General features: G+C 54.9%; 13 protein-coding genes. 8 read left to right on the plus strand and 5 right to left on the minus strand.

Features of this window, described 5'->3' with window-relative positions; genetic code table 11:
• Positions 1-15: 15 nt before the first annotated feature.
• The 4 genes from rbsC to WH298_RS09535 all read right to left on the minus strand — a co-directional run bounded on the left by rbsC (position 16) and on the right by WH298_RS09535 (position 3487).
• The gene (gene rbsC / locus WH298_RS09520; protein ID WP_007893642.1) at positions 16-987 is read right to left on the minus strand and encodes a ribose ABC transporter permease; all 972 of its coding nucleotides are present in this window, start codon (positions 985-987) and stop codon (positions 16-18) included.
• Complete coding sequence (gene rbsA / locus WH298_RS09525) at positions 984-2492, minus strand: ribose ABC transporter ATP-binding protein RbsA (RefSeq protein WP_007893638.1); 1509 nt, start codon at positions 2490-2492, stop codon at positions 984-986. The genes rbsC and rbsA overlap by 4 nt, the downstream gene beginning before the upstream one ends.
• A 7-nt stretch (positions 2493-2499) precedes the next feature.
• Positions 2500-2919 carry a D-ribose pyranase gene (rbsD, locus tag WH298_RS09530; RefSeq protein ID WP_007893635.1) on the minus strand — a complete coding sequence of 140 codons (420 nt, stop codon included), beginning with the start codon at positions 2917-2919 and terminating at the stop codon, positions 2500-2502.
• Positions 2920-3091: 172 nt separating this feature from the next.
• Positions 3092-3487, minus strand: a complete 396-nt coding sequence (locus WH298_RS09535) for a YgiW/YdeI family stress tolerance OB fold protein (RefSeq protein WP_180822732.1) — start codon at positions 3485-3487, stop codon at positions 3092-3094.
• 180 nt (positions 3488-3667) lie between these two features.
• Between WH298_RS09535 and qseB the strand changes: the two genes are divergently transcribed.
• Entirely contained in the window at positions 3668-4330 is a 663-nt protein-coding gene (qseB, locus tag WH298_RS09540) for a quorum sensing response regulator transcription factor QseB (protein WP_007893629.1), read from the plus strand.
• Positions 4327-5658 (plus strand): quorum sensing histidine kinase QseC, encoded by a 1332-nt coding sequence (qseC, locus tag WH298_RS09545; RefSeq protein WP_007893627.1) that lies wholly within the window; start codon positions 4327-4329, stop codon positions 5656-5658. Before qseB ends, qseC begins: the two co-directional genes overlap by 4 nt.
• A gap of 11 nt (positions 5659-5669) precedes the next feature.
• Here the strand turns inward: qseC and kup are convergent, their stop codons facing one another.
• The gene (gene kup, locus WH298_RS09550; RefSeq protein WP_049852414.1) at positions 5670-7538 is read right to left on the minus strand and encodes a low affinity potassium transporter Kup; all 1869 of its coding nucleotides are present in this window, start codon (positions 7536-7538) and stop codon (positions 5670-5672) included.
• 299 nt (positions 7539-7837) lie between these two features.
• Here kup and ravA point away from each other — a divergent pair, with 299 nt between their 5' ends.
• The 6 genes from ravA to mnmG all read left to right on the plus strand — a co-directional run bounded on the left by ravA (position 7838) and on the right by mnmG (position 16478).
• On the plus strand, positions 7838-9334 hold the full coding sequence (ravA, locus tag WH298_RS09555; RefSeq protein ID WP_180822733.1) for an ATPase RavA: 1497 nt from the start codon (positions 7838-7840) through the stop codon (positions 9332-9334).
• Positions 9331-10791, plus strand: a complete 1461-nt coding sequence (gene viaA, locus WH298_RS09560) for an ATPase RavA stimulator ViaA (protein ID WP_180822734.1) — start codon at positions 9331-9333, stop codon at positions 10789-10791. The genes ravA and viaA overlap by 4 nt, the downstream gene beginning before the upstream one ends.
• A 54-nt stretch (positions 10792-10845) precedes the next feature.
• Positions 10846-12984, plus strand: a complete 2139-nt coding sequence (gene ovoA, locus WH298_RS09565) for a 5-histidylcysteine sulfoxide synthase (protein ID WP_180822735.1) — start codon at positions 10846-10848, stop codon at positions 12982-12984.
• A 106-nt stretch (positions 12985-13090) separates the two neighbouring features.
• Positions 13091-13552: a transcriptional regulator AsnC gene (gene asnC / locus WH298_RS09570; protein WP_007893613.1), complete on the plus strand. Its 462-nt coding sequence runs from the start codon at positions 13091-13093 to the stop codon at positions 13550-13552.
• Positions 13553-13706: 154 nt separating this feature from the next.
• Entirely contained in the window at positions 13707-14147 is a 441-nt protein-coding gene (mioC, locus tag WH298_RS09575; protein ID WP_007893612.1) for an FMN-binding protein MioC, read from the plus strand.
• Between the two features lie 441 nt (positions 14148-14588).
• Entirely contained in the window at positions 14589-16478 is a 1890-nt protein-coding gene (gene mnmG / locus WH298_RS09580) for a tRNA uridine-5-carboxymethylaminomethyl(34) synthesis enzyme MnmG (RefSeq protein WP_180822736.1), read from the plus strand.
• Positions 16479-16496 lie beyond the last annotated feature (18 nt).

A 16496-nucleotide genomic window follows, 5' to 3' on the forward strand; every position in this document is an offset into this window, starting at 1 on the left:
GTGTGAAGGTCAGAGTTATTTACTGCTTTTGTTATCCACCAGCACCGCTAGCAGAATGACGACGGCTTTAACAATCATTTGGTAGTAAGACGATACGCCCATCAGATTCAGGCCGTTATTCAGGAAACCGAGGATTAACGCACCAATCAGCGTGCCCATAATGCGACCTTTACCGCCCGCCAGGCTGGTACCGCCCAGCACCACCGCAGCAATGGCATCCAGTTCATAACCGGTACCTGCCGTGGGTTGTGCAGAAGAAAGGCGAGCCACTTCGATGGTGCCCGCCAATGCCGCCAGCAGACCGCACAGCGAATAGACGATGATTTTGACGCGGTTAACGCTGATACCGGATAAACGCGTAGCCGCTTCGTTACCGCCCAGCGCATAGATGTAACGTCCGAGGCGCGTGTGATGCAGCATGTACCACGCCAGTGCGAACACCACCGCCATCAGCCATACCGGTGTAGGAATGCCCAATGGACGGCCGATGCCGAACCAGCCGAACAGATCGGCGTTATCGTTAAAACCGGTGTTAATTGGACTACCGTTGGTATAAACCATGGTGACACCGCGCAGCAGCAGCATCATTACCAGCGTAGCGATAAAAGCCTGCACCTTGCCGCGTGCGACAATCACGCCGGTAATAGCACCAATTGCCGCGCCCAGCGCCAGCGAAGCCGCAACGGCTACCAGCGCATTCACTTCTAATCCGACGATTGACGCCGCGACGGCACCCGTCAGCGCCAGTAGCGATCCCACCGACAAATCAATGCCCGAGGTCAGAATCACCAGCGTCATCCCCACCGCCATAATGGCGTTGACCGATGTCTGCTGCAGGATATTGAACATGTTTGGCAGCGTGAAGAAATTCGGGCTCTGGCTGGCGACCACGGCGATCAGCACAATCAGCGCAATCAGGGATTTCTGCTCTAGCAGCCAGGCTTTGCTGAACCAACGACGGCTGGCGGGTAAGGTTTGGGTGCTCATACTACTAACTCCTCGCTGTGTTGCTTACCGACTGCCGCCGCCATCAGGGATTCCTGGGTAGCCTGCTCACGGGAAAATTCGCCACTCAGATGGCCTTCATGCATCACCACGATGCGATCGCTCATGCCCAGCACTTCCGGCATTTCTGACGACACCAAAATGATGCTCAGCCCTTCGGCTTTAAACTGGTTAATTAACTGATAGATCTCTTTTTTCGCCCCGACATCGACGCCGCGTGTCGGCTCATCAAGAATCAGCACATCGGGGCGCGTCATCAGACCGCGCGCAATCGCTACTTTTTGCTGATTACCACCGGACAGCAGGCCAATCGGCTGCTCCATTGAGGGGGTTTTGACGTTGAACAGGCGGATAAAATCGCCCACCGCCAGCTGCTCGTCACTGTGTCGGAGATTGCCCGCGCCGGTACTGAAATAGCGCAGCGCGGTCAGCGACATGTTCTCTTTCACCGACATGCCAAGCACCAGGCCATCGCGCTTGCGGTCTTCAGAGATATAAACGATGCCGTTTGCTAAGCCATCCTGCGGTGAGCGGGTCATGATCTCGCGGCCATTCAGCGTCACTTTGCCTTTGCTGCGCGGCAAGGCGCCATACAGCACTTTCATCAATTCGGTCCGGCCCGCGCCCATCAGGCCGGACACGCCAAGGATTTCCCCTTTGCGCAGCGTAAAGCTGACATCATCGACGCCCGGCCCGCTCAGGTTTTCTACTTTTAAGCGGATCTCACCCGGCTGTTGATCGATGCGCGGATATTGATCTTCCAGCTTGCGGCCGACCATCATCTCGATCAGGCTCTCTTCGCTCAGATCGCTGACCGCACGCTCGGCGATAAACTGCCCATCGCGGAACACGGTGACGTCATCGCAAATCTCGAAGATCTCTTTCATGCGGTGCGAGATATAGACGATGCCGCAGCCCTGCGCTTTCAGTTCATTAATCACGCGGAACAACGACAGCGTTTCGGTATCGGTTAGCGCATCGGTCGGTTCATCCATAATGATGACTTTCGACTCGAAGCTGAGCACTTTGGCGATCTCGACCATCTGCTGATCGCCAATCGACAAATCGCCCACCAGCTTGTGGCTGCTAAAACGCAGATTGAGGCGCTTTAACAGCGCATCCGCCGCGGCGTACATCTTTTTCCATTCGATGCGGCCAAAGCGGTTAACAAATTCACGGCCAAGGAAAATATTCTCGGCAACAGTCAGTTGTGGAATCAGGTTCAGTTCCTGATGGATGATGCCAATGCCCGCTTCCTGAGACGCTTTTGGGCCAGAGAACGCCACATCCTTACCTAGCCACTGCATGGAACCGGCGTCCATGCTGTAAATGCCGGTAAGCACTTTCATCATGGTGGATTTACCGGCACCGTTTTCACCCACCAGCGCCATGACGCGGCCAGGATAGACGGCAAGCGAGGCGCCATTCAGCGCTTTCACGCCAGGAAACGACTTTTCAATCCCTTTGAGTTGCAATAGCGGTTGCATAACGGCCTCAGAAGGTCACGCCAGCGCTCAGGATGACATTCGCATACGGAGAACACTCTCCGCTGCGAATGACCGCCTGACTACGCTGCGTTTGTTGTTTGAATTGTTCATGGCTGGTGTAACGGATGGTAATGACATTCCCCTGGTGCCGTTGCAAGGCTTCGAGCACGGCGAGCAGTGCGCTGTGGAGCTGCGGATTATGCTGCTTAATCTCCTCCGCCATCAGGGCGCTTTCGACCTGCATCTCCTGCGTGATAACGTCGACCACCTGTAAAAATTCGGGCGTACCCGGCGTTAACGCCAGATCGATGCGCTGTGGACCGGCCGGAATCGGCAAGCCTGCATCTGCAATCGTCAGCGTATCGGTGTGCCCCAGGCGGGCAATCACATGAGAGACTTCAGCGTTTAACAAGCGACCTTTTTTCATTTCTTCCACTCCACAGCGAAACGTTTCGCTGATCGGGAGTGTATAAAATGCGCGCGGCAACTCAATGACGGCATCACGGAAATGTGATCGCCATCGAAACGTTTCGCTTGTACCAGAGAGAATTTGAGTTTGGTGGGATTGCGGAGCCGCTTACACGGCCCCGGGGAGGAAATTATGGCAGTTTACGCACCTGTTTCACGTCCAGTTCGATGGAGTTGAAATCTTTATCCAGTTCACCGGTCAGTTCTACCTGATCCTTCGGTGAGATGGTTAAACCGTTCCAGCGCTTATGATCGATTTCGACCTTCATGGTGCCAGTGGCATCACGGAACTGATAATCCTCATCACCAATTTGCTTCTCTAGCGTACCGCGCACGGTAATCCAGCTATCGTCTTTCATCTCTTCGGCCTGTTTCACCGTAACAACACTGGTGTTATCAGCTTTGAAACCACCAGACTTAACCTGCGCCGTTGGTGCATTCGGATCAATAAAGCCACCCTGCTGGGCGGCAAGTACCGGCGTAGCGGCCAGCGCGATAACGGCTAATAGAGCTGCAGACTTTTTCATAAATGACCTCTTTTTCATCAATGTGTCGGATTACGGGAGCTATTTCACCACAAGGTTCTTAACAGGATCTTAAGAAAACGCATTGCGCGTACATTCATGAAAAATAGTCTATTTGCCGCGATTTTCGCTGTACAAGAGTGATTGTGCTTCGTATAACTCCGTTTAACAGAAGGAGACGTAATGCGCATTTTACTGATTGAAGATGACACGCTGATTGGTGACGGATTAAAAGTCGGGCTCACCAAACTCGGCTTCAGCGTGGACTGGTTTGTCTCCGGCGAAAGCGGGTTTCAAGCGTTAACAGCGGCCCCCTGGGATGCGGTGGTGCTGGATCTGTCGCTGCCCGAGCGCGACGGTCTGGATATCCTGCGCCAATGGCGCCAGCAAGGACACGATGTGCCAGTTCTGATCCTTACCGCGCGTGATGCGCTCGATCAGCGTGTGCAGGGATTGCAGCTCGGCGCCGATGATTACCTGTGCAAGCCGTTTGCGCTGACAGAAGTGGCGGCGCGCTTGCAGGCGCTGATCCGTCGTCGTCACGGGCAACTACAGCCCGAACTCAAACACGGCAAGGTGGTGATGGCGCCCGGCAGCCACAGCGTAATGTGCGATGGCGAAGCCGTCAGCCTGAAGAGCCGTGAACTGGCGCTGCTGGAGCTGTTTCTGCGCAACCCTGGCCGCGTGCTGACGCGCAGTCAGCTGGAAGAAAAACTGTATAGCTGGAATGAGGATGTCTCCAGCAATGCGGTGGAAGTGCACATTCATCATCTGCGTAAAAAACTCGGTAGCCAGTTTATTCGCACCGTGCATGGTGTGGGCTATACGCTGGGAGCGGCGGAATGAGTCTGTTTCTGCGCCTCGCCATCGGCTTTGTGCTGCTGATTCTGTTATGCGGCGGACTTGCCGGCCTCAGCGCATGGCATCAAACCCGCGATACGGTGAATGAGCTGTTTGATACCCAGCAGATGCTATTTGCTAAACGCCTGATAGCGCTCGATCCCACCTCGCTGCAGGACGTTACGCTGCCCAAAACCAAAGCGATATTACGCCATCATCGTGGCGATCAGGATGATGATGCCCTGGCGTTTGCCATTTTCAGCGCCGAGGGACAACCGCTCTTAAACGATGGTGAAAACGGTCGCGATCTGCAGTTTGATCATCAGCGCGATGGCTTTGTCGATGGCCGCCTGCGCGGTGATAAGGACAGCTGGCGCTTAGTGTGGCTCACCTCTGCCGATAAACGTTATCGCGTGGTGGTTGGTCAGGAGTGGGAGTATCGCGAGGATATGACGCGCGATCTGGCGCTCAGTAGCTTGTTGCCCTGGCTGATTGCCATGCCCTTTATGCTGCTGTTTTTGCTGGCGCTGGTGTGGTTCGAACTGCGTCCGTTGAAACGTCTGACGGTTTCACTGCATCAACGTGCGCCGGATGACGCCACGCCATTGCCGGAAGCGCGCTTGCCTAAAGAGGTGAAACCGCTGGTGGTGGCGCTCAACGGATTGTTTAGTCGTATGGCACATCTGGTGCAGCGCGAACGTCGCTTCACCTCCGATGCCGCCCATGAACTGCGTAGTCCGCTGGCGGCACTGCGCGTACAGAGCGAAGTGATTCAGCTGGCCGATGATGATGAAGCGATGCGCAAACGCGCCATTCAGCAGTTGGATAGCGGTATTGTGCGCGCCACCCGGCTGGTGGATCAGCTGCTGACACTTTCACGCGTGGAAGCAGACGATCTGCGCAGCGAATTTCAACCGGTCGCGCTGGCGCCGCTGCTGCAAAATCTATTGGCGGAACATTTCCCACAGGCGGAACAGCAGCATACCGATTTAGCATTTACCAGCCATGCTGAACCGGTGATGAACGGTCATCCGCTGCTGTTGGGTTTGATGGTGCGCAACCTGCTGGATAACGCGCTGCGCTATTCACCGGCGGGAAGTACTATCGATGTGCAGCTCAATGCTCGCGCCATTACCGTTGATGATAACGGACCTGGCGTCAGCGAAGAGCAACTGGCAAGGCTGGGAGAACGCTTTTGGCGACCGCCAGGGCAGGCACAAACCGGGAGCGGATTGGGGCTTTCCATCGTGAAGAATATTGCCCAACTGCACGGCATTCGATTGCAGTTCAGCCAGCGCGCCAGCGGAGGATTGCGCGTCACTTTAAGCTGGTGACGCGCACAGCGTTAAATCTCGACCTGGGTTCCCAGTTCGATCACGCGATTGGGTGGGATTTCAAACTGATCCGGCGCGCGCAGCGCATTGCGTTGCAGCGCCAGGAACAACTTGCCACGCAGGCGCAGATACCACGGACGATCGCCGATAATCAGCGATTCATGCGACATGAAGAATGACGTCTCCATCATGCGGCAATTCAGCCCTTCAAGGCCGCAGCGGTGGAAAATCTCCTCAACGTTCGGCGTTTCACGCCAGCCGTAGCTCGCAACCACGCGCCAGAACGTCGGCGACAGCTGCTCAATCGTCACACGACGTACGTTGTGCACGTAAGGTGCATCTTCAGTACGCAGCGTCAGTAGCACCACGCGCTCATGCAACACTTTGTTGTGTTTAAGGTTATGCAACATGGCAAACGGAATCACGTTAAGCGCACGCGACATATATACCGCGGTACCCGGCACGCGCACCGGCGGCGATTTCTCCAGCGAAGCAATCATCGCTTCCAGAGAGTTACCGTGCTCATGCATACGACGCAGCAGGCGGAAACGCTCGCTTTTCCAGGTGGTCATAATGATGAACATCATCAGTGCCAGCGTTAGCGGCAGCCAACCGCCAGAGAATACTTTGATCAGGTTGGCGGAGAACAGCGACACATCGATACACAACATGGCGATCAGAATCAGCACCACCAGATAGCGGTTCCAGTGCCAGTTTTGAATCGCCACCGTAGAGCAAAGAATCGCGGTCAGCACCATGGTGCCCGTTACCGCAATGCCGTAAGCCGCGGCCAGATTGCTGGAGTGCTCGAAGCCGACAATCACAATCACCACCGAGAAGTAGAGCAGCCAGTTGATCACCGGGATGTAAATCTGCCCTGACTCTTCCTCAGAGGTGTGCACAATACGCATCGGCGGCAAATAGCCAAGGCGCACGGCCTGACGCGTTAACGAGAACACACCGGAAATCACCGCCTGCGAGGCGATCACCGTGGCTAAGGTCGCCAGAATTAACATCGGGATCAGCATCCAGTCCGGCGCGAGCAGGAAGAACGGATTTTTAATCGCTTCCGGATGTTTGAGCAGCAGCGCACCCTGACCGAAGTAGTTGAGCACCAGCGATGGCAGCACCACGATGAACCAGGCAAGTCGAATCGGAAATTTGCCGAAGTGGCCCATGTCAGCATACAGCGCTTCTACGCCTGTAATCGCCAGCACCACCGCGCCCAGCGCGAAGAAAGAGACCGTTTTGTATTCGATAAAGAAGTGCAGCGCCCAGTATGGATTCATCGCGTGCAGCACGTCGGGATTACTGATGATACTGCGCGCGCCCAATACCGCCAGAACCAGAAACCACAGCAGCATCACCGGTGCGAACAGTTTTCCGACAATGCCAGTACCGTGCTTCTGGATAACAAACAGCAGGGTCAAAACGGCGATCGCTAATGGCACGATATAGGCATCCAGACTTGGGGCCGCAATTTCCAGCCCCTCAATCGCCGAAAGCACCGAGACTGCTGGGGTAATCACCACTTCGCCATAGAAGAAGCTGCCGCCAATCAGGCCCATGATCACCAGTATCGCGGTGGCTCTGGCGCCGGTATGACGGCCAGCCAGCGACATCAGCGTCAAAATCCCGCCTTCACCCGCGTTATCGGCGCGCATCACGTAGCTGATGTATTTAAGCGACACCACCAGAATCAGCAGCCAGAAGATCAGCGACAGGAAGCCAAAAACCGCTTCACGCTCAACGCCAAAACCAAACTGACCAGAGAGACATTCACGCAATGTATAGAGCGGGCTGGTGCCGATATCGCCATACACCACGCCAATGGCCGCCAGTGTGACTGCCCCAAGGGACTGTTTCTTATCCGAGCTCATAAGTTGTCTTTTGTTGGAGCCGATGAGGCACTTGCCCACCGCTCAAGCCATCAAAAAGCGCACAGTATGCACATATTCCCAAAAAAACCTACTCTTACAAAGTGTCACCATCGCGTCGGTGACGCGGTTTTTCGCCGAAAATCGGGTAAAAAAAGCGTTGGAAGCGGCGAGTTATCTCGCATCAACCTTCTGAAACAAAAAAGCTGACGGCTATCAACGCAATCGCGCATGATAATCAGTAGAGTATTGCGCTCGCCAGACTATGACGGCACCAGGATCAAAAGGATAATGATGTGATTATGGCTCAACCCCATCTTTTGGCAGAAAGAATTTCTCGCCTGAGCAACGCGCTGGAAAAAGGGCTGTATGAACGCCATCACGCGATCCGCCTCTGTCTGCTGGCTGCGCTGAGCGGCGAAAGCGTGTTTTTGCTCGGGCCGCCCGGCATCGCTAAGAGCCTGATTGCCCGCCGCCTGAAATACGCCTTCCAACACGCCCGCGCTTTTGAATACCTGATGACCCGTTTTTCCACCCCCGAAGAGGTGTTTGGCCCGCTGTCGATTCAGGCGCTGAAAGATGAAGGGCGTTATCAACGTCTCACCAAAGGCTACCTGCCGGATGCCGAAATTGTTTTTCTCGACGAAATCTGGAAAGCCGGCCCGGCGATTCTGAATACCTTGCTCACCGCCATCAACGAACGCCGCTTCCGTAACGGCGACAGTGAAGAAAAAATCCCGATGCGTCTGCTGGTTACCGCCTCCAACGAACTGCCGGAAGCCGATAGCGGACTGGAAGCGCTGTACGATCGCATGTTGATTCGTCTGTGGCTGGATAACGTGCATGAAAAGCAGAATTTCCGCAGCATGCTCACCCACCAGCAGGACGAAAACGACAACCCAGTCGCAGAAGCGTTGCGCATCAGCGATGAAGAGTATGAGCAGTGGCAGAAAGGCATCAGTCAGGTCAGCCTGCCCGACCACGTGTTCGAACTGATTTATCAGCTGCGTCAGCAGTTAGAAACGCTGCCGGATGCGCCGTACATCTCCGATCGCCGCTGGAAGAAAGCCATTCATCTGTTGCAGGCCAGCGCGTTCTATAGCGGCCGCGTGACCATCGCCCCTATCGACTTAATTCTGCTGAAAGATTGCCTGTGGCATGACGTGGCTTCGATGAAGCTGCTGGATCGCGAAATCGATACGCTAATGTCGCAACATGCGTGGCAGCAGCAGGCGCTGCTACACAAGCTGCAACAGATCAAAAGCCGTCGCATTGCGCTGCAACAGCAGCAAAGCGTGGCGCAAGCGCTGACGCTAGAGAAACACAGCGGCATGTTCAGCCGCAAACCGCATTATGAATTACCCGCAGCCATTACTGATGAGCAACTGACATTGATGCTGCAACAGCCGCTAATGCTGCACGATATGCAGGTGACGCATATCCTGATTGGTCGCGAAGCGCTGGAGCAGTGGCTGCTGAAAGGCGGCGAGATCCGCGGCAAGCTGAACGGTATTGGCTTTGGTCAGACGCTCGATCTGCTGGTGGATACACATCACTGTCTGACGCTGCGCGATGTCAGCCTGCAATCCACGCGACTGACGCTGCCGGGCGCCAGCAGCAGCAGCGAGATGCCGCAGGAGATCGTGGATGAATACGAAGCGCTCGAGACACAGCTGCGTGCGCAGCGCACGCTGTTTAGCCAGCATCAGCGCTGCCTGTTTATCAGTGACGATTGGCTAGCCCGCATTGAAACCAGCCTGCAGGATGTCGCGGAACAGCTGAAACAGGCGCGAAAATGATCTCACTGGAGACGCTGAGCACGCTGTTATCGATTGGCGAAACCGAGTTAATCGAAGAGCTGATTTTAGCGCTGCTCGCTTCGCCGCAACTGGCACTGTTCTTTGAGAAATTCCCGCGTTTGAAGCAAGCCATGATGCGCGATCTACCGCGCTGGCGCTCAGAGATCGCTGAGCAGATCAAAGTCACACCGGTGCCAGAAGCGCTGGCGCAGGAGTTTCAGCTGTTTCAACAGATGCAGCTGCTCAGCTCACACCATTTTACCCAACAGTTACCTCACATCATGACGCAGCTGAAAAGCCTGCCGTCGCCGTTCATCGAAGAAGCCAGCAAACTGCTGCTCAACGCCGAAAGCGCCGAGCTCAGCAACGCACAACACACGTTGTTTCTGCAACGCTGGCGCCTCAGTCTGACGCTGCAAACGCTGACGCTGAATGAAACCATCCTGGAAGAACAACGCGAACGTTTAATGGCCGAGTTGCAGCAGCGCATGGCGATCAGCGGTCAACTGGCACCCATTCTCACCGGTGATGATGAAGCCGCCGCCGGACGCCTGTGGGATTTGAGCAAAGCGCCGCTGCAGCACGGCGATTACGAACTGATTGTGCAGTACGGCGACTTCCTTGCTCAGCAGCCGGAGCTGATGAAGCTGGCACAGCAGCTGGGGCGCAGTCGCGAAGCCAAATCGGTACCTTCGCAGGATGCGCCGCTGGAGGCGTTTCACCAACTGGTGCGTGAACCGGATAACGTGCCGGAAGAGGTCAGCGGCATTCATCAGAGCGATGATGTGCTGCGGCTGTTGCCACCTGAGCTGGCGGCACTGAGCATCAGCGAGTTAGAGCTGGAGTTTTATCGGCGCTTAGTGGAAAAACGCTTGCTGACCTACCGTTTGCAGGGCGATGCGTGGCATGAAAAAGTCACCATGAGTCCGGTCAGCCACCAGCAGCACGAAGAACAGCCGCGCGGCCCGTTTATCGTCTGCGTGGATACCTCCGGTTCGATGGGCGGTTTCAACGAACGCTGCGCCAAAGCCTTTTGCCTGGCGCTGTTGAAAGTGGCACTGGCGGATAGGCGCCGCTGCTACATCATGCTGTTCGCCCATGAAGTCATCGGCTATGAACTCACTTCTGATAACGGTATTGAGCAGGCGATACGTTTCCTCAGCCAGCGTTTTCGCGGTGGCACCGATCTGGCGGCCTGTCTTGCGGCAGTCGTGAAACGGATGGAAGGCAGCGCGTGGCAGGAAGCGGATGCGGTGATCGTGTCAGATTTTATAGCCCAGCGTTTACCCGACGATATCGTCAACACCATTAAGCAGCGTCAGCGCCAATATCAACAGCGCTTCCATGCGGTAGCCATGTCGCTGCACGGTAAGCCTGGCATTCTTCGCATCTTTGATCACATCTGGCGCTTCGATACCGGGTTGAAAAGTCGCCTGTTGCGCCGCTGGCAGCGCTAAGTCATCTGGCAGAAATGCTAATTTGCTATAGTGATAAGTTCGCACACTAAGCAAATGGAGCACCTTGTGACCACCGCCCAACTTCCCGCACCGACCCGCACACTGCGACTCTCCGGCCAAAATAGCGAACAAAAAAGAGCCGAACTGCTGACGTACTTCACCCAAACCTGGGAATTGTATGAAAGCCTGTTTGATTGCCTCGCCGACGAGCGCGCCTGGTTTAACAAAGCCATTTCGCTGCGCCATCCGCTGATCTTCTACTTTGGCCATACCGCCACCTTCTACATCAATAAACTCATGGCCGGCCGCTATCTCGACCAACGCGTTGACGATCGTATTGAAGCGATGATGGCGATCGGCGTGGATGAGATGAGCTGGGACGATCTCAATGATAGCCATTACGACTGGCCGACCATCAATGAAGTACGCGACTATCGCGGCAAAGTAAAAAGCCTGGTCAGCGAGTTCATTCGCACCATGCCGCTGGAGCTGCCCATCGATTGGCAAAGCCCGGCGTGGGTGGTTTTGATGGGGATCGAGCACGAACGTATTCATCTGGAAACCTCCAGCGTGCTGATGCGCCAGTTGCCAATTGAATGGGTAAAAGCGCAGCCGCATTGGCCAGTTTGCCCGCAGGCGCGTCACGATCGTCAATCTGTGCCAGCCAATTCGCTAATCGCTATGCCCGGTGGCCGTGTGCAGCAGGGTAAAACTGACGACACTTACGGTTGGGATAACGAATATGGCAGCCAGCAGACGGAACTGAAGCCGTTCAAGGCCAGCAAAATGCTGGTGAGCAATGCCGAGTTTTATCGCTTTATCGCGGCGGGTGGTTATAACGACCCGCGCTGGTGGGATGATGAAGGTTGGGGCTGGCGCGAATTTTCCGGCGCGCAGATGCCGACGTTTTGGGTTGGTAATGAAAAACTGCCCGATCAGCTTAAACTGCGTTTGCTGGCTGAAGAAGTCGCGATGCCGTGGGATTGGCCTGCGGAAGTGAACCAGCTGGAAGCCGCCGCGTTCTGCCGCTGGCTGGCTGAAGAGACAGGTAAATCCGTTCAGTTGCCGTGCGAAGCTGAGTGGGCGCAGCTGCGTGAGCAGGTAAGCGGCGATCAGCCGGATTGGACGGAAGCGCCAGGCAATATCAATCTGGCATATTGGGCTTCATCCAGCCCGGTTGACCATTTTGCGCAGGGGGAGTTTTACGACATCGTCGGTAATGTCTGGCAGTGGACCACCACGCCGACCAACGGTTTCGAAGGCTTTAAAGTGCACCCGCTGTATGACGATTTCTCCACGCCGACCTTTGATGGCAAACATGCGCTGATCAAAGGCGGCAGCTGGATTTCCACCGGCAATGAAGCACTCAAATCCGCACGCTACGCTTTCCGCCGTCACTTCTTCCAGCATGCCGGTTTCCGCTATGTGGTCTCATCTCATGAAGAAACCATGGCGCTCAATCCCTATGAAACGGACAGCATGGTGTCGCAGTATCTCGATTTCCAGTACGGACCGAACTACTACGATGTACCCAATTACGCTGCTGCGCTGGTGGAAAAATTGCTGCCGCACTGCAGTGCGCGCGGTGAAGCGCTGGATATCGGCTGTGCCACCGGACGCGCCAGTTTTGAACTGGCGCGCTATTTCGATGCGGTCACCGGCATGGATTACTCGGCGCGCTTTATTGATGTGGCGCTGCAGCTGACCTCCGGTGAAGATTTCCGCTATGTGGTACCTGAAGAAGGCGAGCTGGTGGAGTATCGCCAGGTGCGACTGAAAGAGTTTGGCCTTGAGGCCGAGCAGGCGCAGCGCATTCAATTTATTCAGGGCGATGCCTGTAACCTGAAGCCGCAGCCGGAACGTTACGATCTGGTACTGGCTTCCAACCTGATTGACCGTTTGCGTCAGCCAAAGCGTTTCCTGCAGGATATAACGCCGATGATCCGTTCCGGCGGTCTGCTGGTGCTGTCATCGCCCTATACCTGGCTGGAAGATTTCACCCCGAAGGAGAACTGGCTGGGCGGTATTCGCGAAAATGGCGAAGCGTTAACCACCTATCAGGCACTGCAGCGCGAACTGCGTGGCGCGTTTGAAGAAGTGGCACCGCCGCAGGATGTGCCGTTCGTCATACGCGAGACGGCACGCAAGTTTCAGCATACTCAGGCACAAGTGACCTTCTGGCGTAAGCGCTAAAAAGCATGCAGACAACGGGATATCCGTTGTCTGCACCTTGCCTGCACCGCTAATTTGCTGCACATTCTCCTTTATTCATAGAAGAAGAACTCAACGAGGATGGACAATGGCGGAACACCTTCAGCTGGATAACCTGGACCGCGGCATTCTGAATGCGCTGCTGCAAAATGCGCGCACCGCCTACGCCGAGCTCGCCAAACAGTTCAATGTGAGCCCGGGCACCATTCATGTTCGCGTGGAGAAGATGCGTCAGGCGGGCATTATTTTAGGCACGCGCGTGGAGATCGATCCCCGTCAACTCGGCTTCGATGTGTGCTGTTTTATCGGTATTATCCTGAAAAGCGCGCGTGACTATCCTGCGGCACTCAGCAAACTGGAAGCGCTAGATGAAGTAGTAGAAGCTTGGTATACCACCGGTCATTACAGCATCTTTATCAAAGTGATGTGCCGATCGATCGATGCCTTGCAACAAGTGTTGATCAACAAGATCCAGACTATTGATGAAATTCAGTCCACCGAAACCCTGATCTCACTGCAAAACCCGATCATGCGCACCATCAAGCCGTAATCCCTCCCTATTCTGTGCACAACCTTATCCCGGGCAGATCGCGCGTCTAGCGCGACTTGCCGCCTGATGCTTTCTACTATTAACCCTGTTTTCCACAGGTGGATCACCGCTTGATCACAGCGTACAATGCTCGCCTTTAGTGCGGGAGAGCATCATGGCCGATATTACGTTAATCAGTGGAAGTACCCTTGGCAGCGCCGAATATGTTGCTGAACATCTGGAAGAAAAACTGCAGGAAGCGGGCTTCTCAACCGAGGTGCTGCATGGCCCTGAGCTGGACGAGCTGCCACAGCAGGGTATCTGGCTGATCGTTACCTCTACGCACGGCGCTGGCGAACTGCCTGACAACTTGCTTCCTTTATATGAAGCATTGCAGGAGACGCAACCTGACCTTTCCGGCCTACGTTATGGCGCTGTGGGCATCGGCAACCATGAATACGATCTTTTCTGCGGCGCGATTAAGCTGCTAGAAGAGCAGTTGAACCAGTTGGGTGCCAAACGCATTGGCGATCGCCTTGAGATCGACGTTTTAGAGCATGAGATCCCGGAAGACGCGGCTGAAGTGTGGGTCGCCACATGGAAAACACAGATTTAAAACGATCTTAGCCGGCTGGGGATCGGGAAAAAGAGACGATCCCCAGTTTATTACGCTGTTTTTTCGCGTTTATCGTGCGATCACTTGTGGATAACATGGCCTGTTTCATGCGTATAACCAGTAGTTATACAAAGAACAACCATTGATTCATTTTTAGCCTGTGCATAAGTCGCCATTTTGATCCCAGCTTATACGGATCAGGATCACCGATCATTCACAGCAAACGATCCTCTCTAATCACTTGTTTAATCTTTGCTTTTCGGGGTTATCAACAGCCTGGTGCGATCCTAATAGTAGATCTAACAGAGAGATCATATAAAAGATCTAAAGATCCTTTATTTAAAACCTCAGGATCCCGCGACTTTCGCCGCCGACATAATTTCAGTAGAATCCACCGCCCAGGGCAACAATCCCTGTCCGAACACTAACGAGGACCACTTCATGTTTTATCCAGATCCTTTTGACGTCATCGTAATCGGTGGTGGTCATGCGGGCACAGAGGCCGCGATGGCCGCCGCCCGAATGGGTCAGCAAACCCTGTTACTCACCCATAACATTGATACGCTTGGACAAATGTCCTGTAACCCGGCGATCGGTGGCATCGGGAAAGGACATCTGGTGAAGGAAGTGGATGCCTTAGGCGGTTTGATGGCCACGGCAATTGACCAGGCTGGCATCCAGTTTAGGATACTAAACGCCAGCAAGGGCCCAGCCGTTCGCGCTACTCGTGCTCAGGCTGACCGCGTGCTGTATCGCCAGGCGGTACGCACTGCGCTGGAGAACCAGCCCAACCTGATGATTTTCCAGCAGGCAGTTGACGATCTGATTGTGGAAAACGATCGCGTCGTCGGTGCTGTGACGCAGATGGGCTTGAAATTCCGCGCCAAAACCGTGGTACTGACCGTCGGGACGTTCCTTGATGGCAAAATCCATATTGGCCTGGATAACTACAGCGGTGGTCGAGCGGGCGATCCGCCATCAATTCCATTGGCGAAGCGTCTGCGTGCACTGCCGTTGCGTGTAAATCGCTTGAAAACCGGTACGCCACCACGTATCGATGCTCGCTCGATTGATTTTTCAGTACTGACTCCGCAGCACGGTGATAACCCGATGCCGGTGTTCTCGTTCATGGGTAAGGCTTCACAGCATCCGCAACAGGTGCCGTGCTGGATCACCTACACCAACGAGCAGACGCATGACGTGATCCGCAACAACCTCGATCGTAGCCCGATGTACGCCGGGATCATCGAAGGGATTGGTCCACGTTACTGCCCGTCGATTGAAGACAAAGTTATGCGCTTTGCCGATCGTAACGCGCACCAGATCTTCCTGGAGCCGGAAGGCCTTACCAGCAACGAGATCTACCCGAATGGCATATCCACCAGCCTGCCGTTTGACGTACAGATGCAGATCGTGCGTTCCATGAAAGGATTGGAAAACGCGAAGATCATCCGTCCGGGTTATGCCATTGAGTATGATTTCTTCGATCCTCGCGATCTGAAGCCGACGCTGGAAAGCAAATTTATCCACGGCCTGTTCTTTGCCGGTCAGATCAACGGCACCACCGGCTACGAAGAAGCGGCGGCACAAGGTTTGCTGGCAGGGCTGAATGCAGCACGTTCCTCTGCAGACAAAGAGGGCTGGGCGCCACGTCGCGATCAGGCCTACCTCGGTGTGTTGGTTGACGATCTCTGTACCTTAGGTACCAAAGAGCCATACCGCATGTTCACATCGCGCGCGGAATACCGCTTGATGCTGCGTGAAGATAACGCCGATCTGCGTCTGACTGAAGTGGGTCGTGAACTCGGCCTGGTTGATGATGATCGCTGGGCGCGCTACAACCAGAAACTGGAAGCGATTGAGCAAGAGCGTCAACGCCTGCGCGATCTGTGGGTGCATCCGAAATCGGAAAACGTGGCTGAAGTCAACGCCGTGATCAGCGCCCCGCTGACTAAAGAAGCCAGCGGCGAAGATCTGCTGCGTCGTCCAGAGATGACTTACCCACTGCTGACGTCGCTCGCCAGCTACGGTCCGGCACTGCTTGATGAGCAAGCCGCTGAGCAGGTGGAGATTCAGGTGAAGTACGAAGGTTACATCGCGCGCCAGCAAGAAGAGATTGATCGCCAGCAGCGCAATGAAAATACCTTGTTGCCTGTGGAGCTCGATTATCGTCAGGTGAATGGCCTGTCGAATGAAGTGATCGCTAAACTTAACGATCACAAACCCACCTCCATCGGCCAGGCTTCACGTATTTCGGGTATCACACCGGCAGCAATTTCAATTCTGCTGATTTACCTGAAGAAACAGGGCCTGCTGCGTAAAAGCGCCTGATAGACTTTGGGGCGAGGC

The organism is Pantoea nemavictus, assembly GCF_037479095.1.
In the GTDB taxonomy this organism is placed as follows: Bacteria; Pseudomonadota; Gammaproteobacteria; order Enterobacterales; family Enterobacteriaceae; genus Pantoea; species Pantoea nemavictus.